21 protein-coding genes are annotated in these 24124 nt (G+C 74.0%); 10 read left to right on the top strand and 11 right to left on the bottom strand.

Features of this window, described 5'->3' with window-relative positions; genetic code table 11:
- Positions 1 to 198 precede the first annotated feature (198 nt).
- Positions 199 to 870: a GntR family transcriptional regulator gene (locus JOF41_RS09835; protein WP_307867351.1), complete on the top strand. Its 672-nt coding sequence runs from the start codon at positions 199 to 201 to the stop codon at positions 868 to 870.
- 44 nt (positions 871 to 914) lie between these two features.
- On the opposite strand, the gene JOF41_RS09840 is transcribed toward JOF41_RS09835, so the two are convergent.
- Positions 915 to 1784, bottom strand: coding sequence for an aldo/keto reductase family oxidoreductase (locus JOF41_RS09840; RefSeq protein ID WP_209617989.1), 870 nt, complete (start codon positions 1782 to 1784; stop codon positions 915 to 917).
- Between the two features lie 90 nt (positions 1785 to 1874).
- Positions 1875 to 3077, bottom strand: a complete 1203-nt coding sequence (locus JOF41_RS09845) for a cytochrome P450 (RefSeq protein WP_209617992.1) — start codon at positions 3075 to 3077, stop codon at positions 1875 to 1877.
- Positions 3078 to 3218: 141 nt separating this feature from the next.
- Here JOF41_RS09845 and JOF41_RS09850 point away from each other — a divergent pair, with 141 nt between their 5' ends.
- A complete protein-coding gene (locus JOF41_RS09850; RefSeq protein ID WP_307867352.1) occupies positions 3219 to 3875 on the top strand; it encodes a TetR/AcrR family transcriptional regulator in 657 nt (218 codons plus the stop codon).
- A gap of 13 nt (positions 3876 to 3888) precedes the next feature.
- Here the strand turns inward: JOF41_RS09850 and JOF41_RS09855 are convergent, their stop codons facing one another.
- The gene (locus tag JOF41_RS09855; RefSeq protein ID WP_209617997.1) at positions 3889 to 5160 is read right to left on the bottom strand and encodes an RNA polymerase sigma factor; all 1272 of its coding nucleotides are present in this window, start codon (positions 5158 to 5160) and stop codon (positions 3889 to 3891) included.
- 5 nt (positions 5161 to 5165) lie between these two features.
- Entirely contained in the window at positions 5166 to 5513 is a 348-nt protein-coding gene (locus JOF41_RS09860) for a YciI family protein (RefSeq protein ID WP_209618001.1), read from the bottom strand.
- Positions 5514 to 5768: 255 nt separating this feature from the next.
- On the opposite strand from JOF41_RS09860, the gene JOF41_RS09865 reads away from it, so the two are divergent.
- Together JOF41_RS09865 and JOF41_RS38195 are read left to right on the top strand one after the other, a co-directional pair.
- Positions 5769 to 6416, top strand: a complete 648-nt coding sequence (locus JOF41_RS09865) for a response regulator transcription factor (protein WP_189226396.1) — start codon at positions 5769 to 5771, stop codon at positions 6414 to 6416.
- On the top strand, positions 6413 to 7696 hold the full coding sequence (locus tag JOF41_RS38195) for a sensor histidine kinase (protein ID WP_209618003.1): 1284 nt from the start codon (positions 6413 to 6415) through the stop codon (positions 7694 to 7696). The genes JOF41_RS09865 and JOF41_RS38195 overlap by 4 nt, the downstream gene beginning before the upstream one ends.
- A 29-nt stretch (positions 7697 to 7725) precedes the next feature.
- On the opposite strand, the gene JOF41_RS09875 is transcribed toward JOF41_RS38195, so the two are convergent.
- Entirely contained in the window at positions 7726 to 9273 is a 1548-nt protein-coding gene (locus JOF41_RS09875; RefSeq protein WP_307867353.1) for an aromatic amino acid ammonia-lyase, read from the bottom strand.
- A gap of 62 nt (positions 9274 to 9335) precedes the next feature.
- Between JOF41_RS09875 and JOF41_RS09880 the strand changes: the two genes are divergently transcribed.
- Positions 9336 to 10889 (top strand): NAD(P)-binding domain-containing protein, encoded by a 1554-nt coding sequence (locus JOF41_RS09880; RefSeq protein WP_209618007.1) that lies wholly within the window; start codon positions 9336 to 9338, stop codon positions 10887 to 10889.
- Positions 10879 to 12342, top strand: coding sequence for a class I adenylate-forming enzyme family protein (locus tag JOF41_RS09885; protein WP_209618009.1), 1464 nt, complete (start codon positions 10879 to 10881; stop codon positions 12340 to 12342). Before JOF41_RS09880 ends, JOF41_RS09885 begins: the two co-directional genes overlap by 11 nt.
- A gap of 46 nt (positions 12343 to 12388) precedes the next feature.
- Here the strand turns inward: JOF41_RS09885 and JOF41_RS09890 are convergent, their stop codons facing one another.
- The 3 genes from JOF41_RS09890 to JOF41_RS09900 are packed head-to-tail and all read right to left on the bottom strand — an operon-like array spanning position 12389 to position 15752.
- Complete coding sequence (locus JOF41_RS09890; protein WP_209618012.1) at positions 12389 to 13366, bottom strand: sporulation protein; 978 nt, start codon at positions 13364 to 13366, stop codon at positions 12389 to 12391.
- Positions 13366 to 14433, bottom strand: coding sequence for a hemolysin family protein (locus JOF41_RS09895; protein ID WP_189226281.1), 1068 nt, complete (start codon positions 14431 to 14433; stop codon positions 13366 to 13368). The genes JOF41_RS09890 and JOF41_RS09895 overlap by 1 nt, the downstream gene beginning before the upstream one ends.
- Positions 14430 to 15752: a hemolysin family protein gene (locus tag JOF41_RS09900; RefSeq protein ID WP_307867354.1), complete on the bottom strand. Its 1323-nt coding sequence runs from the start codon at positions 15750 to 15752 to the stop codon at positions 14430 to 14432. Before JOF41_RS09900 ends, JOF41_RS09895 begins: the two co-directional genes overlap by 4 nt.
- A gap of 148 nt (positions 15753 to 15900) precedes the next feature.
- Here JOF41_RS09900 and JOF41_RS09905 point away from each other — a divergent pair, with 148 nt between their 5' ends.
- Positions 15901 to 16299, top strand: a complete 399-nt coding sequence (locus JOF41_RS09905) for a MerR family transcriptional regulator (protein ID WP_189226279.1) — start codon at positions 15901 to 15903, stop codon at positions 16297 to 16299.
- A 110-nt stretch (positions 16300 to 16409) separates the two neighbouring features.
- Complete coding sequence (locus JOF41_RS09910) at positions 16410 to 17549, top strand: hypothetical protein (RefSeq protein ID WP_209618018.1); 1140 nt, start codon at positions 16410 to 16412, stop codon at positions 17547 to 17549.
- A 10-nt stretch (positions 17550 to 17559) separates the two neighbouring features.
- Here the strand turns inward: JOF41_RS09910 and JOF41_RS09915 are convergent, their stop codons facing one another.
- From JOF41_RS09915 to JOF41_RS09925, 3 genes are all read right to left on the bottom strand, one after another.
- A complete protein-coding gene (locus JOF41_RS09915; RefSeq protein ID WP_189226277.1) occupies positions 17560 to 18048 on the bottom strand; it encodes a hypothetical protein in 489 nt (162 codons plus the stop codon).
- Positions 18049 to 18166: 118 nt separating this feature from the next.
- Positions 18167 to 19714, bottom strand: a complete 1548-nt coding sequence (locus JOF41_RS09920) for an FAD-dependent oxidoreductase (RefSeq protein ID WP_189226276.1) — start codon at positions 19712 to 19714, stop codon at positions 18167 to 18169.
- Positions 19715 to 19854: 140 nt separating this feature from the next.
- On the bottom strand, positions 19855 to 20340 hold the full coding sequence (locus JOF41_RS09925) for a carboxymuconolactone decarboxylase family protein (RefSeq protein WP_189226275.1): 486 nt from the start codon (positions 20338 to 20340) through the stop codon (positions 19855 to 19857).
- 166 nt (positions 20341 to 20506) lie between these two features.
- Here JOF41_RS09925 and JOF41_RS09930 point away from each other — a divergent pair, with 166 nt between their 5' ends.
- Together JOF41_RS09930 and helR are read left to right on the top strand one after the other, a co-directional pair.
- Entirely contained in the window at positions 20507 to 21421 is a 915-nt protein-coding gene (locus JOF41_RS09930) for an RNA polymerase sigma-70 factor (protein ID WP_209618020.1), read from the top strand.
- Positions 21422 to 21667: 246 nt separating this feature from the next.
- Entirely contained in the window at positions 21668 to 23872 is a 2205-nt protein-coding gene (gene helR / locus JOF41_RS09935; protein ID WP_189226273.1) for an RNA polymerase recycling motor ATPase HelR, read from the top strand.
- Positions 23873 to 24124: the final 252 nt, after the last annotated feature.

Genomic DNA, 24124 nt, shown 5'->3' on the forward strand with positions numbered 1-24124 from the left:
TCAGCTGGCCCAACCGTAGAACGGCTCAGGGCGCGACGGAGCACGAGGAGTACCTCAAATCACTCTATTACTTCAGTGTGGAATAAATACACCAATGGGGAGGCTGGTCGGCGAGAAGACGCCAAAAGATCGACATAGACTATAATCTCTGCCTCCGATGCCGAGGTGCTCTGGCCGTGGCCAGTGAGGGCGGTGGCCGTGATCGAACCCGTGGGACTGATCGAGACCAAGAGCGACTTCGCCTACCACGACGTCCGGCGCAGGATCCTGTCCGGTGAGCTGGCTCCCGGCTCGGTGATCAACCAGGGGCCGCTGGCGCAGGCCATCGGCATCAGCACCACGCCGCTGCGCGAGGCGCTCAAGCGGCTCAAGGCCGAGGGGCTGGTCGAGCTCGGCGCGCACCGCGACGCGCGGGTGGCGCCGCTGCGCGCGGAGGAAGCCCGCGACCTGCTGGAGATGCGCCTGTCCCTGGACCCGTTCGCGGCGGGCCTGGCCGCCGGGCGGCGCACCGAGGACGACATCCGGCGGATGCGGGACGCGGCGGGAGGGCTCGGCGCGCTGCCCGGCAACCCGGCCTACGAGGCGTTGGCCGCCCACCGCCGGTTCCACGCCGCGATCTACCACGCCTCGCGCAACGCGCTGCTTACGCAGACGCTGGACGGGTTGTGGGACAAGGCGGACCGCTACCGCAGGCTGGCGCTGGAGACCGAGCCCGACCCGGAGCGGCGGGCCCGCGCCGATCGCGAGCACGCCGCCCTGCTGGAGGCGGTGGTCGCGGGGGACGCCGAGGGCGCGACCCGGATCATGCGCGAGCACGTCGAGGGCAGTCTGGGCGCACGGGTGGTCCGGCGGCTGGCGGAGCCGCGCTGATCGGTGTGGTGGGTCGCCGCGACGCCGGGTGGGCTCGGGTCGGCTCAGCCCGCGATGCGGTCCAGCGCGGCCAGTTCCTCCTCGGGGATGGTCAGTCCCGCGCCCGCGACGTTCTCGCGCAGGTGGGCGACCGACGAGGTGCCGGGGATGAGCAGGATGTTCGGGGAGCGCCGCAGCAGCCACGCCAGCGCGACGGCCAGCGGGGTGGTGTCGAGGCGGGTGGCGACCGCGTCGAGCTCCTCGGACTGCAGCGGGGAGAAGCCGCCGAGCGGGAAGTAGGGCACGTAGGCGATGCCCTGCGCGGTGAGGGAGTCGACGAGGGCGTCGTCCTCCCGGTGGGCGATGTTGTAGAAGTTCTGCACGCAGACCACGGGTGCGATGGACTGCGCTTCGGCGATCTGCTCGGCGTTGACGGTGCTCAGGCCGAGGTGCTTGACCAGTCCTTCGCGCTGCAGTTGCGCGAGGGCGGAGAAGGGTTCGGCGATCGAGCCGGGTTCGGGGCGGTCCAGGCCGCCCACGCGCAGGTTGACCACGTCGAGGGCGTCGAGGCCGAGGTTGGTCAGGTTGTCGTGCACGGCTTGGCGCAGTTGCTCGGGGGCGAGCGCGCGTGGCCAGCCGCCCTGGGCGTCGCGCACCGATCCGACCTTGGTCACGATGCGCAGGTCGTCGGGGTAGGGGTGCAGTGCCTCCTTGATGATCTGGTTGGTGACGTGCGGGCCGTAGTAGTCGCTGGTGTCGATGTGGGTGATGCCCAGTTCCACGACTTCGCGCAGCACGGCCACGGCGGCGTCGCGGTCGGCGGGCGGGCCGAACACGCCGGGGCCCGCCAGTTGCATCGCGCCGTATCCGACCCTGGTGACGGTCAGGTCGTCGGCCATGGTGAAGGTCCCGCCGGGGAGCGCGGTCGATGTCATGTGAGCGCCTTTCGTCCGTCCGAGGTCTCCAGGGTGCCTGGTGATCCCGTGTCCGGCACCGTGCCCGGCGGGGGGCGTGGTGCCTGGTGGTCAGTCCCAGGTGATCGACATGCGGGTGGGGCCGGACAGGGACAGGCCCTGCTTCCACTCGACGCAGGCGTCGGGGTCTTCGGCGAAGCGCAGGCCGGGCAGCCGTCGCAGCAGGACTCGCAGGGCGATCTGGAGTTCCACCCTGGCCAGCGGAGCGCCCAGGCAGTGGTGTGCTCCGTGGCCGAAGCCCACGTGGGAGGCCTGCTGGCGGGTCAGGTCGAGCCGGTCGGGGTCGGTGTAGGCGGATTCGTCGCGGTTGGCGGAGTTCAGCGAGGCCAGGACGGGTTCGCCCGCGCGCACCAGCACGCCGCTGAGCTCGACGTCCTCCAGGGCGTAGCGGGGGATGCTCGCGCCGACGCCGAGCGGGACGTAGCGCATCAGCTCTTCGACCGCCAGTGGTACCAGTCCGGGGTCGGCGCGCAGGCGTTCCAGCTGGTCGGGGTGGGTCAGCAGCACGTACACGAAGTTGGGGATCTGCGAGGCGGTGGTCTCGTGTCCCGCGACGAGCAGCGTCTCGGCCAGTGACAGCATCTCGTCCTCGGAGAGGCGGTCCTCGTCGTCGCGGGCGGCGACCAGGCCGCTGAGCAGGTCGTCGGTGGCGGTCCGGCGGCGTTGGGCGATGAGGTCCCGCACGTAGCCGCGCAGTTTCCCGACGTTGTCGCGGATCTGTTCGGGGGTGAACTTGGTGGTGGACAGCACGGCGTCGGACCAGGTGCGGAAGTCCGCCCGGTCGTGGAGGGGCACGCCGAGCAGTTCGCAGATGACGGTGATGGGCAGTGGCAGGGCGAAGTCCTCGACCAGGTCGGCCGGTGGGCCCTGGGTGAGCATCGAGTCGACCAGTTCGTCGGCGATCCGCTGGACCCGTGGGCGCAGCCGCTCGACCCGGCGGGTGGTGAACGCCTTGGCGACCAGTCTGCGCAGCCGGGTGTGGTCGGGTGGGTCCAGGCTCAGGATGTTGTCGGGCGGGGTGGGGTGGGGGCGCAGTCGTGGTTGGTCGCGGCCCGCGGCCGCGGCCCGGCTGAACCGGGGGTCGCCGAGGACGGTCCGGACGTCCTCGTACCGGGTCGCCAGCCACGCCGGTTCGCCGTAGGGCAGTTGTACCCGGACCAGGGGTTGCCGGGCTCGCAGCGTCGACAGCTGCGGGTCGGGTTCCAGGCGGTCCGGTGGGGTGAACGGGTAGGGCCTGGGTTCCGCGGTGGTCATCGTCGGCTCCTCGGGAGGGGTGCGTTCCACCGTACTGATTAAGTCAGATGATTGTCTGCTTACTTTAGGATGCATCCCCGTAACTCCTTGTATAGATAGGTCATCGCGACCGCTGGGCCGGGTGGGGAGAGGATGACCGGCGTGAACAGCGACACGTCGTCTTCGCGGCCGGGTTCGCGTCAGGAGCAGGCGGAGGCCACTCGCGCGCTGCTGCTACGCACCGCCGAGCGCCTGTACGCCGAACGCGGGCTCGCGCAGGTGTCCAACCGGCAGATCGTCGAAGCCGCCGGGCAGGCCAACAACTCCGCGTTGACCTACCACTTCGGCACCCGCGCCGACGTGATCCGCGCCATCGCCCTCGCCCACGCCGAACCGATCGGGCGACGCCTGCGGCGCAGGGTCGAGGCGACCAGGGGGTCCGCCGATCCCCGCGAGCACATCGCCTGCCTGGTCCTGCCGCACACCGAGCACCTCGCCGAGCTGGGCGTGCCCAGCTGGTACGCCCGGTTCGCCGCCCAGGTCGCCACCGACCCGGCGCTGGACAGCGGCGTGCGCGCGGACCCACTGCTGGTGCCCTACGTCGAGGAGAGCCTGGCCGCGGTGTGGGCCCTCGCCCCCGACCTGCCGCCCGCCGAGGTGGCGCTGCGCACCCAGGCGGCGCGGCTGGCGATCATCCACACCTGCGCCCAGCAGGAGCGCGTCGCCGCAGGCACCGGTGTGCCCGCGGACTGGGCGTTCGTCGGCGAAGCGCTCACCGACGCGGTGACCGGCCTCCTGCTCGCCCCCCGCCTGCGGTGAGCGGGCCTCCTGCTCACCGCTCGCGCCGCCGCGCCGCCTCCAGCCTGCGCCGCAGCAGCGCGCGTTCGGGCTCGGTGCCCGCCAAATCCAGCGCCTCGCGGTAGGACTCGGCGGCCTCGGCGTGGCGGCCGAGCCGGTGCAGCAGGTCGGCCCTGGCGGCCGGGTAGGGGTGGTGGTCGCGCAGCAGCGGCTCGCCCGCCAGTTCGTCGAGCAGCGCGAGGCCCGCTCGCGGGCCGTCGCGCATCGCCACCGCCACCGCCCGGTTCAGCGCGACGACCGGGGAAGGCGCCAGCGCGAGCAGCACGTCGTAGAGCGCGACGACCTGGGGCCAGTCGGTGGCCTCCAGCGACGGGGCCTCGTCGTGCAGGGCGGCGATCGCGGCCTGCACCCCGTACGGGCCGGGTGGGCCGCCGGTCAGCGCCACGGGCACCAGCCCCAGGCCCTCCTGGATCATCGGGCGGTCCCAGCGGGCCCGGTCCTGCTCGTGCAGCAGCACCGGTTCGCCGTCGGAGCCGGTGCGGGCGCCGCGGCGGGCGTGGACCAGCAGCACCAGCCCGAGCAGCCCCGCGACCTCCCGCTCGCGGGGCAGCAACCGGCGCAGGATGCGGGCCAGTCGGATGGCCTCCTCGGCGAGGTCGAGCCGCTGCAGGTGCGGGCCCGCGCTGGCCGCGTAGCCCTCGGTGAAGATCGAGTAGACCACCTGGAGCACGCCGGGCAGCCGCTCGGGCCACTCGTCCGCGCCCGGCACGCGGAAGGGGATGCGGGCTTCGCGGATCTTCCTCTTGGCCCGCGTGATCCGCTTGGCCATCGTCGCGGGCCGCACCAGGAAGGTCCGCGCCACCTCGGGCGTGGTCAGCCCGGCCAGGCAGTGCAGGGTCAGCGCCGCCCGGTCCTCGGCCGCCAGCGCCGGGTGGGCGCAGGTGAAGAACAGCAGCAGCCGCTCGTCGGGCAGCTCGCCGCCCGCCCCCGCCTCCGCGGCCGGGACCGGGCCCGCCCGCTCCGCCTCCACCCGCAACAGGGCCAGCCGGGTGGCCAGGACCTGGTCGCGCCGCAGCCGGTCCACGGCCTTGCGGCGCGCGGTGGTCATCAGCCACCCGCCGGGGCTGGGCGGGACGCCCTCGACCGGCCAGCGCGCCAGCGCGGCCTCGACCGCCTCGGAGGTGACCTCCTCGGCCAGGTCCAGGTCGCCGAAGCGGCGGACGAGGGCCGCCAGGAGCCTGCCGCGCTCCTCCCGGAACACCGCCTCCACCGACGCCACCGGCGACCCGGCGGTCCGCTCGTCCACCGCGCTCAGCCCCCGAACCCGGCGACCGGGCGGACCACGACGGCCCCGTCCCGCGCGCCGGGGCAGCGCGCGGCCCAGTCCAGCGCGGCGTCCAGGTCCGGCACGTCGATCACGTAGAAGCCGCCCAGCAGCTCCCGGCTCTCGGCGAACGGCCCGTCGGTGACGATCCGCCCGCCGTCCTGGCCGACCCGCACGGTGGTGGCGGTGACCAGGTCGGCCAGCGACTCCCCGGAGACGAAGATCCCGGCCTCCCGCACCTGCTTGTCGTAGGCCACCCAGTCCTCGACCGAGCACCCGGCCGCGCCGCCGTTCTCGTCGACGGCACCGGCCATGATCAGCAGCATGTACTTCACGGTCTGACTCCCAGGGTCGTGTCCCGCTGTCGTGCGGCGGGGCCGCCGCACGACATCACCACGAACGGGACACCGCCGAATGGACAGCGGCCCGGAGGAATCTTCCCCGCGATCGTCGGGCGGCGCGGGGAGGCCGAACTTCGGAGTTTGCTGTCAATCACGCACAGTGATCCATTCGTCGCTTGACGAGATCAAGTCCGGTGGGATTCTGACGGTGTGCTGGCCACCGGACGAAGACCACCCGGCCCTTGCAGGCTGCTGCTGGTCGAGGACGACGACGAACTCGTGGAACTGCTCAGCGGCGCGCTGAGCGACGAGGGCTATGACGTGGACGTGGCCACGGACGGTCAGCGGGGACTGCACCTGGGCCTGACCCGCCGCTACGACGTCGTGGTCATCGACCGCGGGCTGCCCGTGCTGGGCGGGCTGGACCTGCTGGTCCGGCTGCGCTCCAAGGAGGTCCGGGCCAGGGCGCTGCTGCTGACCGCGATGGGCACGGTGCGCGACCGGGTCGACGGCCTGGACGCGGGCGCCGACGACTACCTGGTCAAGCCGTTCGACCTGGACGAGCTCAGCGCCCGGATCAGGGCGCTGAGCAGGCGTGCGCTGGAGGCCACCGGCGTGCTGCGCGTCGGCGCGGCGCACCTGGACCTCGGCCTGCGCGAGGTCGTGCTGCCCGACGGGCAGCGGGTGGGACTCGCGCAGCGTGAGTTCGAGCTGCTGCGGGTGCTGGCGAGCCGACCGGAGGCAGTGCACTCGCGGACGCGGTTGCGCCGCGAGGTCTTCCACGAAGCGCCCGCACCCTCCATAGTGGACACCTACGTCTACTACCTGCGGCGCAAGCTGGGCCGCCAGGTGGTGCGCACGGTGCACGGCCGGGGCTACCGGCTGGGCGCGCTGTGAGCGGGTCGTGGGCCCAGGCCGAGCGGGCCGCGGTCCGGCGGGCGGGGGTCAAGGTCGGCGCGCTGACCGGACTGGTGATCACCGCGGTGGTCGCGCTGGTCGGCTGCATCGCCTACGGCGTGCTGGTCCACCGGCAGGACGACCGGGTGTGGCGGGAGCTGCGCTACAACGCCGAGCGCGGCGACCCGGCGGCCCCGCCCCCGTGCACGTGGCTGTTCACGCTCGACGACGCTCCGGCGCGGGGGCCCGCCGGGTTCCCGCTGCGCGAAGACCTGGAAGCGGTGCGCGCCTCGCGGTCGGCCGTGGAGCGCACCGTCGAGCGCGACGGCACCTCGTACGCGGTCCGCACGCAGGCCCGCGACGGCGGCGCGGTCCAGGCCGTCGCCGACCTGCGCTACCAGCTGGCCGACCGGCGCTTCCTGCTGGCCGCGCTGGCCGTCGGCGAGCTGGTGGGCCTGCTCGCCGCGGTGGTCACCGGCGTGGTCGTGGGCAGGCGGGCGGTCGCGCCGCTGGCCGAGGCGCTGGCCAAGCAGCGCCGGTTCATCACCGACGCCAGCCACGAGCTGCGCACCCCGGTGGCCAGGGCGTACACCAGGGTGCAGGTGCTCAGCCGCCGCGCGGTGGCGGCGGCCCTGCCGGTGGAGCACCTGGCCGGGCTGGACCGGCTCGCGGGCTCGATCCGCCGGTTCGGCGAGATCATCGACGACCTGCTGCTGTCCGCGCGGCTCACCGCGGACCCCGCCGACGCCGACCGCGGACCGGTCGACCTGGCCGAGGTCGCCGAGTCCGCGGTGGCCGCCGAGGCCGAGCGCGCGGCGGAGCGGCAGCTCACCCTCACCGTCGACCGCCCGGACGGGCCCCTGCTGGTCAGGGGCGTGGACTCGGCCCTGCGCCGCGCGGTCGGCGAGCTGCTGGCCAACGCGGTCGGGCACACCCCGCCGGGCGGCCGGGTCGCGCTGAGCATGGGGCGGGCCGGGGGAGTGGTCGCGCTGACCGTGGCCGACACCGGTGACGGGTTCGACCCGGCCTGGGCCGACCGGCTGTTCGACCGCTTCCACCGCGGACCAGGGGCCGGGGAGCGCCGGTACGGGCTGGGCCTCGCCCTGCTCCGCGAGGTCGTCACCAGCCACGGCGGCACGGTGGAGGCCGTCGGCCACCCCGGTCGCGGCGCGGAGTTCACCATCCGCCTGCCAGGGGTCGCGCAGGTCCCCGCTCCTCGCGGTGGCAAGCTCGCCAGTCGCGCGCCCGGACACCGCGAGTCGCGCGTTCGCGCACCCTGAGTCGCGCGTCCGGGTCGCCGGGGAGGCGGTCACCGGGCGGGCCGAGTGGTGCTCGCGGGCGCGAGCCGGGCGTCCAGCGCGGTGACCAGCTCGGCGGCCCTGCGGACCTCGGCGTCCAGCGGGCGGTCCGGGTCGACCGGCGGGATCGCCTCGACCAGCGCGTCCAGCAGCCGCGCGCAGCCGGGCGCGGTGGGGCGGCGAGCGCCGACGTGCGCCGCCTGCCGCAGGCCCAGCGCCAGCGAGCCGCACAGCAGGCGCAGCAGGGCGGCGCCGTCGTAGGCGCGCAGCGCGGCCTGCGTGCCGAACGGCACGACGTCCTGGTTGTGCAGGTTGGTCGGCAGGCTCTGCGTGCTCGCGGGAGTGGCGGTGCGGCGGAGTTCGGCGATGAACGCCGTGGTGGCCAGCTGCACGCCCTGCAACCCGTGCTGCTGGCCGGGACCGGCCGCGAGCATCGGTGGCAGGCCGCCGTTGCGGGCCGGGTCCACCAGCAGGTCGAGCTGCCGCTCGGCGAGGTTGCCCACCTGGGCGGTCACCAGTGCCAGCACGTCGGCGGCGAACGCGGCGGGCTGGCCGAAGAAGTTGCCGCCGTGCACCACCGAGCCGTCCTCGGGGAAGAACAGCGGGTTGTCGCTGACGCTGCCCAGGTCGGCCCGGACGACGCCGTCCACGTAGCGCAGGGCGTCCTCGGCCGCGCCCAGCAGCTGCGGCGAGCAGCGGATGCTGTAGGGCTCCTGCAAGGCGCGCGTGCCGCTGGGGGTGAGCCCGGCGAGGACCCCGCGCATGTCCTCGGCGACGGCGCCCGCGCCCGCGTGGCCGTACGCGCCGAGCAGGCGCGCGTCGAGGAAGCCGGGATCGCAGCCGAGCAGGTCGACCAGCAGGCAGGTCAGCGCGCACACCGCGCGGTGGCAGGCCCGGATCTCGGCCAGTGCCAGCGCCGTCGCGGCGGTGGTCAGCGAGGTGCCGTTGACCAGCGCGAGGGCGTCGCGGCCGTTGAGCGACAACGGGGTCAGCCCGGCCAGGCGCAGCGCGTCGTCGGCGGGCATCCGCCGCCCGTCGAAGTGCGCGTGGCCCCGGCCGCGCAGCGCCTGGGCGGCGTAGGCCAGCGGGATCAGGTCCCCGCTGGCGCCGACCGAGCCGTAGCGGGGGATCGCCGGGACGAACGTGGTCGCGAACATCGCGGCGAGCCCGTCGACCACGTGCGCGGACACCCCGGACACGCCCTGCGCGAGGGACCACGCGCGCACCAGGAGCGCGGCCCGGCTCACCTCGGGCGGCAGGTCCGGTCCCTGCCCCGCGCCCAGGTGGGCCAGCGTGTTGTCGCACTGGTCGGCCTCGTCCCGGCGGCCCGCGAACCCGACGAGGGCGCCGAAACCGGTCGTCGCGCCGTAGACCGGGCGGTCCTGCTCGCGCAGCACGGAGCGCAGGAACTCCCGGCCGCGCTCCACCCGGTCGCGCACGGGGGCGCCGAGCACCACGGGCACCGGTGCCGCGGCGCGGCGCAGGTCGGCCAGGCTCAGCGGGGCGCCGAGGTCGATGGGGCCTTCGGCGGAGTTGTCGGCAGGCACGTTGCTGGGCACGCCCCAAACCCTAGGGACGTGATCTCAGAAGGCTCTGAGATCACGCCAGTAACTTCCCCGGCATGACGCACGACTACCTGATCATCGGGGCCGGGCCCGCCGGGTTGCAGCTCGCCGCCCACCTGGAGCGTGACGGTCACGACTACCTCGTCCTGGAGCGCGGCAGCGGTCCCGGCACCTTCTTCACGCGGTACCCGCGCCACCGCAAGCTGATCTCGATCAACAAGGTGCACACCGGCTCCCAGGACCCGGAGCGGCGGATGCGGATGGACTGGAACTCGCTGCTCAGCGACGACCCGGAACTGCTGTTCACCCGCTACAGCGAGCGGTACTTCCCGGCCGCCGACGATCTCGTGCGCTACCTGTCCGACTTCGCCTCGAAGACCGGTGCGCGCGTGCGCTACGACACCGACATCACCCGGATCAGCAGGGACGACAGCGGTTTCACCGCCACCGACCACAGTGGACGGACCTGGCGCGGGCGGCGGCTGGTGATGGCCACCGGGGTGTCCCAGCTCTACCTCCCGCCGATCCCCGGCATCGAGACCGCCGAGCGCTACGACACCTTCGACACCGACCCGGCCTCCTTCACCGGCCAGCGGGTCCTGGTGATCGGCAAGGGCAACTCCGGGTTCGAGACCGCCGACGCGCTGGTGGAGAAGGCCGCGGTCATCCACCTGGCCGGGCCGCACTCGGTCAAGCTGGCCTGGCAGACGCACTACGTCGGGCACCTGCGCGCGGTGAACAACAACTTCCTCGACACCTACCAGCTCAAGTCCGAGAACGCGGTTCTGGACGGCACCGTGGAGAGCATCGAGCGCCGCGACGACGGCCGCTACCGGGTGGTGTTCCGCTACGCCCGCACGGTGGAGAAGCTGCGCGAGCTGTTCTACGACCGGGTGATCGCCTGCACCGGCTTCCGCTTCGACGCCTCGGTGTTCGACGAAAGCTGCCGCCCGGCGCTGGTCATCAAGGACCGCTTCCCCGAGCAGACCCCGGCCTACGAGTCGACCACCGTGCCCGACCTGTACTTCGCGGGCACGGTGACCCAGCAGCGCGACTTCAAGAAGTCCACCAGCGGGTTCATCCACGGCTTCCGGTACGGGGTCCGGGCGCTGCACCGCATCCTGGCCAGCCGCTACCACGGCGAGAACTGGCCCGCGGAGAAGGTCGAGCCCACCCCCGAGGCCATCAGCGACGCGATCATCGCCCGCGTGAACCGCTCCTCCGCCCTGTGGCAGCAGTTCGCCGTGATGGGCGACGTGGTCACGGTCGACGATTCCACCGCGCTGTACCAGGAAGAGGTGCCGACCGCCTACATCGCCGACGGCGGCCTCGGCGACGCCGAGCACCGGTTCGTCACCACGCTGGAGTACGGGCCCGACCACGACAGCGTCGACCCGTTCGACATCTCCGTCCCGCGCGTGGCGGAGAACGACGCCGCCAACGCCCACGACGCGAGCTACCTGCACCCGGTGGTGCGGTACTACCGCCACGGCGCGCTGGCGGGCACCCACCACCTGGCCGAGAACCTGGAGAACGAGTGGAACCTGCCGTCGGTGCACCAGCAACCGCTGGCGGTGTTCGTCAAGGGGTGCCTGGCCAGTGACGGGTGAGCCCTACCCCCGGCGCGTGCTGGACCTGCTCGCCGCGGCGGGCGACCGGACCGTCTTCGAGCACGGCGCGCGCGGCACCAGCGGGACCGGGCTGCTCGGGCTGGTCCGGCGGCTGGCGGCCGGGCTGCGAGCGGCGGGCATCGGGCCGGGCAGCGGTGTCGCCGCGGTCGTCGGGGTCAACGCCGAGGCGTTCGCGGCGATCCTGGCCTGCCACGTGGTCGGGGCGCGGGTCGTCGGTGTGCGGCCGGGACTGACCGACCGCCAGCTGCGGCAGGTCATGGGCCTGCACGTCGACGCGGTGGTGACCGACGCCGCCACCGAGCCCCCGCACGCGCCGAGGACCCTGACCGTCGCCGAACTGCTGACCGCGCCCGAGGAGGAGGGCCCGCTGCGCCTGTCCGGCCGCCCGCACGACGTGGCCAGGCTCATCTGCACCAGCGGCAGCACCGGCGACCCGAAGGCCTGCGCGCAGACCTACGCCGCGCTGGGCGCGGCGTGGACGGCCCGACCGGAGGCGTGGCCCCCCGCGATCCGGGAGCTGGCGCCCCGACTGCGGCGCTACCTGGTCTTCGGCTCGTTGAGCAGCCAGGTGATGCTGGAGTACGGGGTGCTCTCGATCGCCGCGGGCGGGACCATGGTCGTCGCCGACCAGCCCGCCTTCCCCCGCGCGCTCACCGAGCACCGGGCGTCCGCGAGCGTGATCACCGTGCCGCGGCTGCGCAAGCTCGTCGCCGCCCAGCGCGCGGCCCCCGTCGACCTGAGCGGCCTGCGGGCGCTGGTGGTGTCCGGGTCACCGCTGGAGGCGTCCGCGCACCGCGAAGCGCTCGACGTGCTCGGGCCGGTTGTCTTCCACGGGTACGGGCAGAGCGAGACCGGCACGATCTCCATGGCCACGCCGTGGGACACCCCCGGCTCGGTCGGGTTCCCGCCCGTGGACGTGGTGGCACGCGGCCCGGACGGCGAACCGGTGCCGTCCGGTGTGGACGGTGAGCTGTACGTGCGCACCCCAGGGCAGGCCACCGGCTACTGGGCCGATCCGGAGGAGACCGCGCGGGTGTTCGTCGACGGCTGGGTGCGCACGCGCGACCTCGGCCGCTTCGACGCCGACGGGCGGCTGCACCTGGTCGGGCGCACGCGGGACGTGGTCATCGTCAACGCCAACCTCTACTACACCGGGCCGATCGAACGGCTGCTGGCCACCCACCCCGACGTCGCGGAGGCGCACGTGGTCGGCGTGCCCGACGAGGACACCGGAGAGGCGGTGCACGCCTTCGTGGTGCCGTCGGCGGGGCGGACCCCCGACGTGGCCTCGTTGCGGGCACTGGTGGGCGAGCACCTCGGCCAGGCGTGCGTGCCCGCGCGCATCGCGGTGATCGACGAGGTGCCGCTGGCGCCCAGCGGGAAGCCGGACAAGCGACTGCTGGTGGCCGCCCACCCGGCAGGCCGCCGCTGACCGGGGGCGGCCCCGGCGGCGCGCCGCGCCGCCGGGGCCGAGCGGATCACTCCTCGAAGCCGAAGTCCCCGCCGAAGTCCCCGCCGTCGTCCTCGAAGACCTCCTCGACGACCTCGCCGAGGACCATGCCGCCGACGATGCCCGCCGCGGCGCCCGCGACCACCCCGCCCATGCCGGAACCGTGGTGGCCGTGGTGCCCGTGGTGGCCGTAGCCCGGCTGCGGGTAACCGGGGTGCCCGTAGGCGGCGTGCCCGCCGCGCTCGGCGACCTGCGTCATCCACTGGTTGATCGCGGAGGCCCAGTCGGTGCCCGCGGCGTCCTGGTGGGAGACGTGGAAGCGGCCGAAGGCGTCGCCGCCGGAGTGCAGCAGGCCGCCGCGCTTGTCCGCCTCCAGCACCACGACCAGCTCGTGCGGGCTGGTGACGAAGGTCAGCTCGACCTGGTTGAGCCGCCCGGCGAACTGGGCGGGCGGGAAGAACTCGATCTCCTGGTAGAAGCCGAGCTGCTGGTTCACCCCGTGGATCCGGCCCGCCTCCACGTCCGCGCCCCGGAACTGGAAGCCCAGCTGCCCGAAGGCGTCGAGCACGCGCTCCTGGGAGGGCAGCGGCCCGACCAGGACCGGGTCCAGGTCGCCCTTGTCGGGGGCGCCGGAGATGACCAGCTCGGTGCGCACCCCCACGGTCATCCCCGGCAGCGGCTGCCCGCCCACCGCGGTGATCGGGGTCTCCCACGGCAGCGGCAGCTGGAACGGCACCGACAGCGGCTGCCCCGCCGCCACCCGGACGCCCCGGGCGACGGGCAGGCGCAGGAACTCGGCCGTGCCGCCGAACTCGTGGTCGCCGTGCTCGACCTCGACGCGGGTGACCAGCGACAGCACGATCTGGTCGATGTGGGCGTCGACGCTGCCGCCCTGGATGCGGACCTGGCCGGTGATCACCTGGCCGGGCGTGGCGTGCGGGGAGTCCAGCACGGTGTCCACGGACGGGCCGCCGACGCCGAAAGCGCTGAGCATCCGTTTGAACATCAGGGTTTTCCTCCAGGCGGTGCGCTCGCGCGCAGGGGTGTGTCGGTTTCGTCCTCGAAGTCGCCGATCAGCTCTTCGAGGAGGTCTTCCAGGGCGGTGATGCCCACCACGCGACCGTCCGCGTCGGACACCAGCGCCAGCTGCGCGCGGTCCGCGCGCATCGCGGTCACCGCGCTGGCCACGGGCATGGTCGCGGGCAGCGTCAGCGGCGCGGTCATCAGGTCGCGGGCGGTCGACGCGCGGCCGCGGGCCGTGGCGCGCACCGCCTCGCGGACGTGCACCAGGCCCGCGAACCGCCCGTCGGGGGCGGTGACGGGGAAGCGGGAGCGCCCGGACTCCCGGCTGCGGCGCTCGATCTCCCGCGCGGTGGTGCCCTCCGCGACGGTCAGCGTGCGGTCCAGGGGCACCACCACCTGCGCCAGGGTGGTGGCCTGCAGCTGCAGCATCCTGGTCAGCAGCCGCTGCTGGCCCTCGGGGATCAGCCCGTGCTCGCCGGACTGCCGCACCAGCATCCGCAGCTCCTCCGGCCGGTGGGCCTGCGCCAGCTCCTCCTGCGGCTGGACCTTGGCCAGGCGCAGCAACCCGTTGGTCGTGCGGTTGAGCCCGCTGAGCAGCCAGCGGGTCGCCGTGGCGAAGGCGCGGAACGGCAGCGCCAGCAGCAGCGCCGACCGCTCGGGGTGGGAGATCGCCCAGGACTTCGGGGCCATCTCGCCGACGACCATGTGCAGGAACACCACCAGCACCAGGCTGGTGGTGAACGCGACGGCGGAGGACGCGCCCGAGGGCAGGCCGAGCGCGCGCAGCGGCGGGCCGACCAGGTCGGCCACGGCGGGTTTGGCCAGCGCGCCCAGTCCCAGCGTGCACAGGGTGATGCCGAGCTGGGCGCCCGCCAGCATCAGCGACAGCTCGCGGGTGCCCGCCACCGCCGCGCGCGCGGCGCGGCTGGTGCCCGCCGCCTGCTCGAGGCGGTGCCGCTTGGCGGCGATGAGGGCGAACTCGGCGGCGACGAAGAAGGCGTTGGCGGCCAGCAGGAACAGCGAGACGAGCAACGACCACGAGGTGCTCACCGAGCCTCCTCCCGGTCCTGCGCCCGGTCCTGCGCGCGGCTGGTGAGCACCACGCTGCCGGGCACGTTCCGCGTCACCGCGGCCACCCGCACGCGCACGTCCCCGACCGCGACCTCGTCCCCGATCCGGGCCGTGCGGCCGAGCCGGTGCAGCACCAGCCCGGACACGGTGTCGTAGGCGTCGTGGGCGGGCAGCACCACCCCGGTGGCGTCCTCGATCTCGTCCACGCGCATCCGGCCGGGCACCAGCCAGGCGCCGTCCTCCAGCGGCCGGACGACCTCCTCGACCAGGTCGTCCTCGTCGTGGATCTCACCGACCAGCTCCTCGGCCAGGTCCTCCAGCGAGACCACGCCCGCGAACCCGCCGAACTCGTCCACCACGCACGCCAGCTGCCGGTGCTCGGCGCGCAGCCGCTCCAGCACCGCGGGCAGCGGCAGCGTCGCGGGCACCACCAGCGCCGGGGAGGCGATGCCGCCCACCGGGGTCGACCCGCGCCGCTCCGGCTCCACGCCCAGCACCTCGGCCAACCCGACCACACCGCGCAGGTCGTCCAGGTCGTCGCCGACCACCGGGAACCGGGAGTGCCCGGTGTCCAGCAGCTCCACCACGCGCGCGGCGGGCTCGTCGGCGCGGACGGTGCGCACCGCCACGCGCGGCGTCATCGCCTGCTCGGCGACCAGCTCGCGGAACCCCAGCCCGTGCTCCAGCAGCCGCGTCAGCTCCGCGTCGAGGTGGCCCTGGCTGGCCGCGTCGCCGATGATCCGGCGCAGGTCCTCGGGGTCCGCGCCCTGCGGCAGCTCCTCCACCGGCTCGACGCCCATGGCGCGCAACAGCCCGGTGGCCGCGGTGTCGAACAGCCGGATCACCGGGCCCGCCACGGCCAGGTAGGCCAGCGTGCTGCCCGCGAGCGCCTTGGCCAGCGCTTCGGGCTCGGCGATGGCCAGGTTCTTCGGCAGCAGCTCGCCGAGCACCATCTGCACCGCCGTGGCGAACACCAGCGCCACCGCCATCGACAGCGGCACCGCCGCGGCCTCGGGCAGGCCGGTGGGCCCCAGCAGCGCGGCCAGCCCCGCCCCCAGCAGCGGCTCGGCCGCGTAACCGGCCAGCAGCGCGGTCACCGTGATGCCCAGCTGGGCGCCGGAGAGCATGAACGACAGCCGCCGGGTCACCCGCAGCGCCCGCGCGGCGGCCCGGTCGCCGCCCTCGGCCAAGTGCTGGAGCCTGCCCCGGTCGACCGCCATGTAGGCGAACTCCTGGGCCACGAAGTAACCGGTGGCGGCGGTCAGCACCACGATCGCCGCGAGACCGGACAGGATCACCACGCCGCACCCGCGGCGGGGACGAACTCGCTCAGCCGGGACGCACCCGGCCTGCTACTACACGCGTCGGCGTCAGCGTCGTCAGGCATACTTCACGGTAGCACGTGACACTGTACGGTTTTCCGTACTTGGGCGGAGGGGGCGTGTCGTGGCGGAAGCGCTGCTGAGGATCGGCGAGCTGGCCACCCGTGCGGGCGTCAGCATCCGCACGGTGGACTACTACACCACGCTCGGCCTGCTCACGCCCGCCAAGCGGACGGCGAGCAACTACCGCCTCTACACCGCCGACGACGTGGACCGCATCCACCTCGTGCGCCGACTGGAGGTGCAGGGCCTGCCGCTGGAGGAGATCGCCGCGGCGCTGTCCGCGCGCACCGCCGACGTCGGCGCGATCCTCGGGCGCATCGACGAGGACCTGCGCACCCTGCACACCGCCGCGGAGACCGCGTCGCCGGAGGTGCACGGCCTGCTGGCGGCCATCGCCAACCGCATCCACTCGCTGATCACCGTGGCGCTGCAGATCCCGCCGGACCTGCCGCTGTCCTGACACCCGACCGGCCCAGCCGCGGGTGGACCCGCTCGGCGGGACCGGTCGGCCGCTGCCGCCACTACCGTGCTCCTGGCCGTCCACGCACCCGACGAGGCAGGGGTACCGCCATGGGATGGTCGCCGCCCGCGCTGACCGTGCTCGCCACGCTCGCCCTCACCGCGCCACCCGCCCACGCGGCGGTCGCATTCGAGGAGCTGCCACCGCCGCCGCACGTGGCCGCCGCGGTGGTGTCGGCGCTCAACGAGGCCGGACAGGCGGCGGGGTCGGGCTGGACGCCACCGACCTCCGGTCCGCTGCCCGGTCGGCTCGAAGCCGTCCGCTGGGACGGCACGACACCCGCCATCCTGGGAACCGGTCACGGCAGCGGCATCAACGAGCGCGGCGACGTGGTGTTCTCGTTCGTCACCAAGGAGGGCGGCGCCCAAGTCCACTACGCACGCGCCTGGGAGAACGGCCGGGTGGTCGACCGGACACCACCGCAGCGCGGGACGGGCCGCATGACGATCCGCGACATCAGCGACGCGGGCGTCATCCCGGTCGGGTACAACAACGTGAACGACCCCGAGTTCTACGACAACGACCGCGCGGGCGCGTGGCGGCAGGGTGCGTTCGCCGACCTGCCGCTGTCCCCCCAGGGCGCGCGGTCGTACCACCAGGCCGCGAACCACCGGGGTTCGACAGCGGGCTCCCTGGCGCCCAAGGACGGCGCCGCCGCCTTCGCGTTCCGCTGCTCGGCCACCGGCTGCGCCCGGCTGCCCGTCGCGGGGGACGGGGGTTCCTACTCCGTCGCGGCGATCAACGAGTCCGACTCGGTCGCCGCGACCTGGTCGGTGGGCTCGACCAGCCGGGCGGTGGTGTGGACCGCCGACCGGCCCGCGGTCCTGCCCGGCGATGTCGCAGGCGTCGCCGACAACGCCCGCGCGATCAACGAGGACGGCGACGTGGTGGGCTGGCACCTCGACGAGGGGGTGCGCGAGGCGGCGCTGTGGCGCGACGGCGCGCTGGTCGACCTCGGCACGTCCGGCGAGAGCGAGGCCGTCGCGGTGAACGACCGCGGCGAGGTCGTCGGCTGGCACACCGTCGACGGGCAGCCGCGCCCGTTCCACTGGCGCGCCGGTGTCCTCATCGGACTGCCCACCCCCGACGACCTCCCGGCGAAACCGGCGGCGCTGAACAACGCGGGCGTGGTGGTCGGCAACACCCTGTACCGCGACACCTCGCGCGCGTTCCGGTGGACCCTGCCCTGACGGCCCGGCTTCAGCCGAAGTGCTCCCGCAGCGCGGCGACGATGGCCGCCGCGGGCACCCAGCCGTCGCTCTGGCGGACATCGGGCGACAGCTCGACGCTCAGCAGCGGCTCACCGGTGAGCTCGATGTCGTCGGTGGCCGGGTAGGCGTGCAGGTGCAGGGCGCCGGGCCGCAGGGGCACCACCGCGTCGACGCCCCGGATGGTGCCCCGCACGGCCATCACCTGCTCGTCGCGGGACTCGGCGGGGTCGACCCGCACGTGGTCCACGCTCACCCGCGCGCCGTCGCCGCCGAGCAGGAGGGCCACGGCCTCGGCGAGCCCGTCGCTGACGGCGATCAGCCGGGCCCGGCGCCTGATCTCCAGGAACCGGGCGTTCGGCGTCAGCTGCACCAGGCGGTTGTCGGCGTCGCGGACGGCCGGGGGCGGTTCGTCCAGGTTGGCGAACCTGGTGCGGGCGTCCTGCTCCACGCGCTGCGGGTCCGACTGCACCTTGGCCAACGCCGTCGCTCCTCCTCCGTGTCGGGATGACGGGCCGACCCTATGTCCGCGACCTGGGCCTACCGGTCATCTGCCGGACGAAAAGCGTGTGATCCTCACCTCTTGCGGACCGCCGGTCTCACGGCGTGCCGAACCAGCGGGCCAGCGCCTCCCGCAGCGCGGGGACGGCGGTGTCGGCGGGCTGGTCCAGGGGAACGGTCCAGGCCACGTGGGCGTCGGGGCGGATGAGCAGTGCGTCGGCCGGTCGGTCACCGGTCTTCGCGGTGCGCAGGTCGACGCGGTGCCCCCAGTCCTCGGCGGCCCGGCGCAGCTCCGGTCGGTCGGCGAGGTCGAGCAGGACGGGCCGCGCGGCGCGCATGAGCTCCGCGACGCTGGTGGCGCCCTGGTCGGTGCGCAGGTCGAGGTCGGGCACGAAGGCCCCGGTCAGCGGGTGGTCGGCGGCGGCGTCGGGGTAGCGGGTGTCGGCCCCCGCGACGAGGGCCGCCAGGCGGCGCCGGGGCTGCTCGTCGCGGAGCAGTTCCTGGAACACCTCGCGCAGGGCTTGGGCGGCCGGGTCGTGCCCGCGCCGCAGCGCCACCTGCGCCCTGGTCTGCAGCAGCGCCCGCGCGCCCGCGAAGTGACGTTCCTCGTGGTAGGTGTCCAGCAGGCCGGGCGGCGCCCAGCCGTGGACCTCGGCGGCCAGTTTCCAGGCGAGGTTGACCGCGTCGAGCGCGCCCGCGTTGATCGCCACACCCGTGGCGGGGAGCAGGTGCGCCGCGTCGCCCGCCAGCAGGACGCGCCCGTCGCGGTAGCGCTCGGCCTGCCGGGCCTGGAACTGGTAGCGGGACAGCCGCAGCGGGTCGCCCAGGGGCAGCTCCCCGCCGAGCACGCGGCGGATGCTGTCCCGCAGCTCGGTCAGCGTCATCGGCGCGTCGTCGTCGACTTCGGCGGCCTCGTCCTCGGTGGTCTGGATGAGCAGCACGCCGGGGGTGAGCGAGCCGACCGCGAACATGCCCGCCTCGGTGCGGGTGAACCCCGCCCGCACCCGGCCCAGGCCGGGCACGTCGAGGTCGCCGTTGTCCAGCGCGGTCACCGAGTCGTGCAAGGTGACCTGCCCCAGCCGGTTGACTTCCGGGTAGGTGGTGCCGGGGAACGGGATGCCCGCCATGGTGCGCACCCGACTGCGCCCGCCGTCGCAGCCCACCAGGTACCGGGCGCTGACCCGGTACGGTCCGTCCGGGCCGCGCACCTCTGCGGTCACCGCGTCGTCGTCCTGGGCGAACCCCGTCACCTCGTGTCCGCGGCGCACCTCGGCGCCGAGTTCGCGGGCCCGTTCGTCGAGCAGGTGCTCCAGCCGCGTCTGCGGCAGCGGCAGCGCCTGCAGCGGGGGATCGGCCAGCCCCGTGAGGTCCAGGTGCACACCGCCGAACGGGAACCGCGGAGCGGGGTGGGGACCGGGGACGACCTCCCTGACCCGCTCCAGCAGCCCCCGGTAGCGCAGCAGGTGCACGACCTGCCCGCCCAGCCCGCCCGCCCTCGGCGTCTGCCGCTGCCGCGGGTGCCGCTCCAGCAGCAGCACCCGCACCCCGGCCAGGCGCAGCTCGGCGGCCAGCATCAGGCCGGTGGGGCCCGCGCCCACCACGATCACATCGGTTTCCCACGGCGCACGCACTTCGGCGTTCCTCATTTCCCCAGTTCCCGCTTACGGCGGAGGATTCTGGGGCAGGACCGGGGTCTTGCCGCAAGGCCCCGGTTGCGCTATATGTTGACAGTGGACGGGACAGAGTCCTTCTCCGCCACCGTCCACTGTGCTCTTTCCTCCCCGGATCAGTCGAACGCGGCGGCGAACGCGCCGGGCTCGTAGGAACCCCCGCGCTGGTGCGCGATCACGGCGAGCCGGTTGGCCGCGTTGATCAGGGCCACCAGGCAGATCAGCGCGGCCACCTGGTCGTCGTCGTAGTGCTCGCGCACCAGGGCCCAGGTCTGGTCGGACACGCCGGTGTGCGCGTCGGCGAGCCGGGTGCCCTCCTCGGCGAACGCCAGCGCGGCCCGCTCGGCCTCGGTGAACACGGTGGACTCGCGCCAGACCGCGACCAGGGCGAGCCGGACCGGGGTCTCGCCCGCCGCCGCGGCCTCCTTGACGTGCATGTCGACGCACCAGCCGCAGCCGTTGATCTGGCTGGCGCGCAGCGACACCAGTTCCTGAGTGGACTTCGGCAGCGGCGACTGGTGGACCACCATGCCGGTGTTGGCGAACCGCTTGGCGAACTTCGCGGCGATCTCGTTGTGGAACAGGTCGAACCGGGCGTCCATGACTTCGTCCTCTCGTGGTGCGGCACCGGACGAACACCAGATGCCCGCGCGCCTGCCCCCGTGACAGCACGGCGGCGTGACGCACGCCACGGCGGATGGGTGTCACAGCACGACGGGCCGCGGCATCTGATGGGCAACGCAGTCACGCGCGAGGGGAGAACCACTCATGGCCGGTACGCCGCAGGTCGCACCCCACGGTCGCCCCGACCCCGCCACCGAGGCGTTCCTCGCCCACCGCAACCTGCTGTTCACCGTCGCCTACGAGATGCTCGGCTCGGCGGCCGACGCCGAGGACGTCCTGCAGGAGACCTGGCTGCGGTGGGCGGGCGTCGACCTCGACCAGGTGCGCGACCAGCGCGCGTACCTGGTCCGGGTCACCACCCGCCAGGCGCTGGGCAGGCTGCGCGCGCTGGGCCGCCGCAAGGAGTCCTACGTCGGCCCCTGGCTGCCCGAGCCGCTGCTGACCGCGCCCGACGTGGCCGAGGACGTGGAGCTGGCCGACAGCGTCTCGATGGCGATGCTGCTGGTGCTGGAGACGCTGGGGCCGACCGAGCGCGCGGTGTTCGTGCTGCGCGAGGTGTTCGGCCTGGCCTACGACGAGATCGCCGAAGCCGTCGGCAAGACTCCCGCCGCGGTCCGCCAGATCGCCCACCGGGCGCGGGCGCACGTCGCGGCGCGCAGGCCGCGCGGGGCCGTGTCCCCGGCCCAGACCCGCGGCGTGCTGGAGGCGTTCCGGCGGGCGGTGGAGACGGGGGACCTGCGCGGCCTGCTCGACCTGCTGGCTCCCGATGTCGTCCTGCTGGGTGACGGCGGCGGGGTGAAGCAGGCCGTCCTGCGGCCCGTCGTGGGGGCCGACAAGGTGGGGCGTCTGATGACCGCCGGGCTGGAGCGCGTCGCCGACGCGCTGTCGCTGCGGCCCGCGCAGGTCAACGGCTGCCCGGCGCTGGTCGTCCTGCTCGACGGCGAGATCGACACCGTCGTGGCGGTGCGCGTCGACGACGGTCTGATCAGCGGGCTCTACGCCGTGCGCAATCCCGAGAAGCTTTCGCACATGGCGCGCGAGATCGTCCTGTGCCGTTGAGCCGGGGCGATGCGGGATGTCTTTCGTCCCACTCCAAGGTATAGCCCACCGGGGGACTTGCGGCAAGCCCCCGGTGGGGCCGCAGAATTCCCGCTCGAAGCCGGGACCTGCGTGGAACAGGAGCAGCCGAGTGCGTGTTCGGCACCAGGTTTGACAAGCGGCGGACAATAGAAAATCGGCCTGCCATCCGCAGGGCAAGGGATGGCAGGCCGTATCTGGAACCATTTTAGCCGCACCGGGGGAAATGTGTCAAACCAGGACTACGAAGAGGAATTGCGCGCCGAGCGGAGCTACGTCGCCGGGCTCTACTCGCGGCTCGACGCCGAGCGCGCGCGGGTGAAGGGCGAGTACCAGGCGGCGTTGCGCGGGGACGGCGGCACCCTCGTGGAGCGGGACGTCGCGGTGCGGGCGCTGGCCAAGCAGGTGAAGCGGCTGGACGTGGCGGACAGCGGGCTGTGCTTCGGCAGGCTGGACAGCGTCTCGGGTGAGCGCTCCTACATCGGCCGGATCGGTCTGTTCGACGAGGGGAACGACTACGAGCCGGTGCTGCTGGACTGGCGGGCGCCCGCGGCGCGTCCGTTCTACGTCGCGACCGGGGCGAACCCGGAGAACATGCGCCGCCGCCGCCAGTTCCACACGCGCGGGCGCCGGGTGGTCGACTTCACCGACGAGGTGCTCGGCCGTCCCGGCGGTGGCGAGCGCGGGGACGCCGCCCTGCTCGCGGCGGTCAACGCGCCCCGCGGTGACGGGATGCGCGACATCGTGGCGACGATCCAGGCGGAGCAGGACGACATCATCCGGCTCGACCACCCCGGTGTGCTGGTGATCGAGGGCGGTCCCGGCACCGGGAAGACCGTGGTGGCGCTGCACCGCGTCGCCTACCTGCTCTACACCCAGCGGGAGCGGATGGAGCGCCACGGCGTGCTCGTGGTCGGGCCCAACCCGGCGTTCCTGAACCACATCGGGCGCGTCCTGCCGTCCCTGGGCGAGTCCGACGTGGTGTTCGCGACCACCGGCGACCTAGTGCCGGGTCTGCGCGTCACCGCCGAGGACACCCCGGAAGCCGCGCGGTTCAAGGGTTCGCTGGAAATCCTCGACGTGCTGGCCGCGGCGGTGGCCGACCGGCAGCGGCTGCCCGAGCACCCGCTGCCGGTCGAGTTGCGGGACGTCACGGTGCGCATCGACGCCGAGACCGCGCGGTGGGCCAGGGAGGAGGCGCGGGCGAGCGGGCTGCCGCACAACGAGGCCCGCGCGGTGTTCACCGAGATCGTCACCTACGTGCTGACCGAGCGGGCGATAGCGCGGATCAGCCGGGGCTGGTTCACCAGGTCCGACCGCGAAGCCTGGGAGCAGCTGCGGGAGGACCTGGTCGCGGAACTCGCGCAGAACGCGGACTTCACCGCCGCGCTCGACCAGCTGTGGCCGGTGCTGACCCCGCAGGCCCTGCTGGCGCAGCTGTACACCTCCCCGGAACGGCTGCGGGCGGCGGGCGCCGACCCGGCGCTGCTGCGCGCCGAGGGCGACGCCTGGACGGTGTCGGACGTGCCGCTGCTCGACGAGCTGGTCGACCTGCTCGGCCCCGCCGGGCAGGCGGACCGGGCAGCGGAGCGGGAGCGCGAGGCCGAGGCCGAGTACAGCGCGGGCGTGCTGGAGATCCTGCAGGTGGAGCGCCACGACCTGATGGACGACGAGGACCACCTGCTGGCCCAGGACCTGCTCTACGCCGAGGACCTGGCCGAGCGCTTCGTCGAGCACGACACCCGCGCACTCGTCGAGCGCGCCGTCGAGGACCGGGACTGGACCTACCGGCACGTCGTGGTCGACGAGGCGCAAGAACTGTCCGAAATGGACTGGCGCGTGCTGATGCGGCGCTGCCCCAACCGGTCCTTCACCGTGGTCGGCGACCTCGCGCAGCGCCGGTCGGTGGCGGGCGCGACGTCGTGGGGCCGGATGCTCGACCGGTACGTGCCCGGCCGCTGGGCCTACCGGTCGCTGTCGGTGAACTACCGCACCCCGGCCGAGATCATGGCCGTCGCCGCCGCGGTGCTCGCCGAGTTCGCACCGGGGGTCCAGCCGCCGGAGTCGGTCCGCGCGTGCGGCGTCCGGCCGTGGGCCAGGCCGGTCACCGACGGGGAACTGGCCGACGCCATCGAGGAGTTCGTGCGCGAGGAAGCCGGCCGCGAGGGCACCAGCGCCGTGATCGGACCGCCGGGGGTGCCCGGTGCGCTGCTGCCGTCGCAGACCAAGGGCCTGGAGTTCGACGCCGTGCTGGTCGTGGACCCCGGCCGCATCCTCGCCGACGGCCCGCGCGGCGCGGCCGAGCTCTACGTCGCCCTCACCCGCGCCACCCAGCGCCTCGGCGTCCTGCACCGGGATCCGCTGCCGCGGGCGCTGGTCGGGCTCGCGGACACCGGCGCACCGGCGGGGACGGGAAGCGCGCGGTCGGCGTAGCGGCCCGAGCGCGGCAGGTCCGTCCGGGTGATGCGGGTCCGGCGCGTTCATCATGTGGGAGCCGCACGGCGTGCGTTGACCGGGTAGCGCTGTGCTGCTGGAGTGGGGGACGTGCAGCGACCGGTGGTGTTGACCCGACGCCGCCACGTGGACTTCGTCCGCGTGGCGGCTCAGGGCTGTCTCCCGCGCCGGTCACATCGCGACTAGACCACGACACCGCGCGCCGTCCCTCGCGGACGGTCCCACCCCACC

Origin of the sequence: Saccharothrix coeruleofusca (assembly GCF_017876325.1) — a bacterium.
Classification (GTDB): domain Bacteria; phylum Actinomycetota; class Actinomycetes; order Mycobacteriales; family Pseudonocardiaceae; genus Actinosynnema; species Actinosynnema coeruleofuscum.

What these genes read in the sequence shown, in the direction of transcription:
- JOF41_RS09840 (WP_209617989.1), bottom strand. Translation starts at nt 1,784, where the DNA reads ATGACATCGACCGCGCTCCCCGGCGGGACCTTCACCATGGCCGACGAC.
- JOF41_RS09845 (WP_209617992.1), bottom strand. Translation starts at nt 3,077, where the DNA reads ATGACCACCGCGGAACCCAGGCCCTACCCGTTCACCCCACCGGACCGC.
- JOF41_RS09880 (WP_209618007.1), top strand. Translation starts at nt 9,336, where the DNA reads ATGACGCACGACTACCTGATCATCGGGGCCGGGCCCGCCGGGTTGCAG.
- JOF41_RS09890 (WP_209618012.1), bottom strand. Translation starts at nt 13,366, where the DNA reads ATGTTCAAACGGATGCTCAGCGCTTTCGGCGTCGGCGGCCCGTCCGTG.
- JOF41_RS09910 (WP_209618018.1), top strand. Translation starts at nt 16,410, where the DNA reads ATGGGATGGTCGCCGCCCGCGCTGACCGTGCTCGCCACGCTCGCCCTC.
- JOF41_RS09920 (WP_189226276.1), bottom strand. Translation starts at nt 19,714, where the DNA reads ATGAGGAACGCCGAAGTGCGTGCGCCGTGGGAAACCGATGTGATCGTG.
- JOF41_RS09925 (WP_189226275.1), bottom strand. Translation starts at nt 20,340, where the DNA reads ATGGACGCCCGGTTCGACCTGTTCCACAACGAGATCGCCGCGAAGTTC.
- JOF41_RS09930 (WP_209618020.1), top strand. Translation starts at nt 20,507, where the DNA reads ATGGCCGGTACGCCGCAGGTCGCACCCCACGGTCGCCCCGACCCCGCC.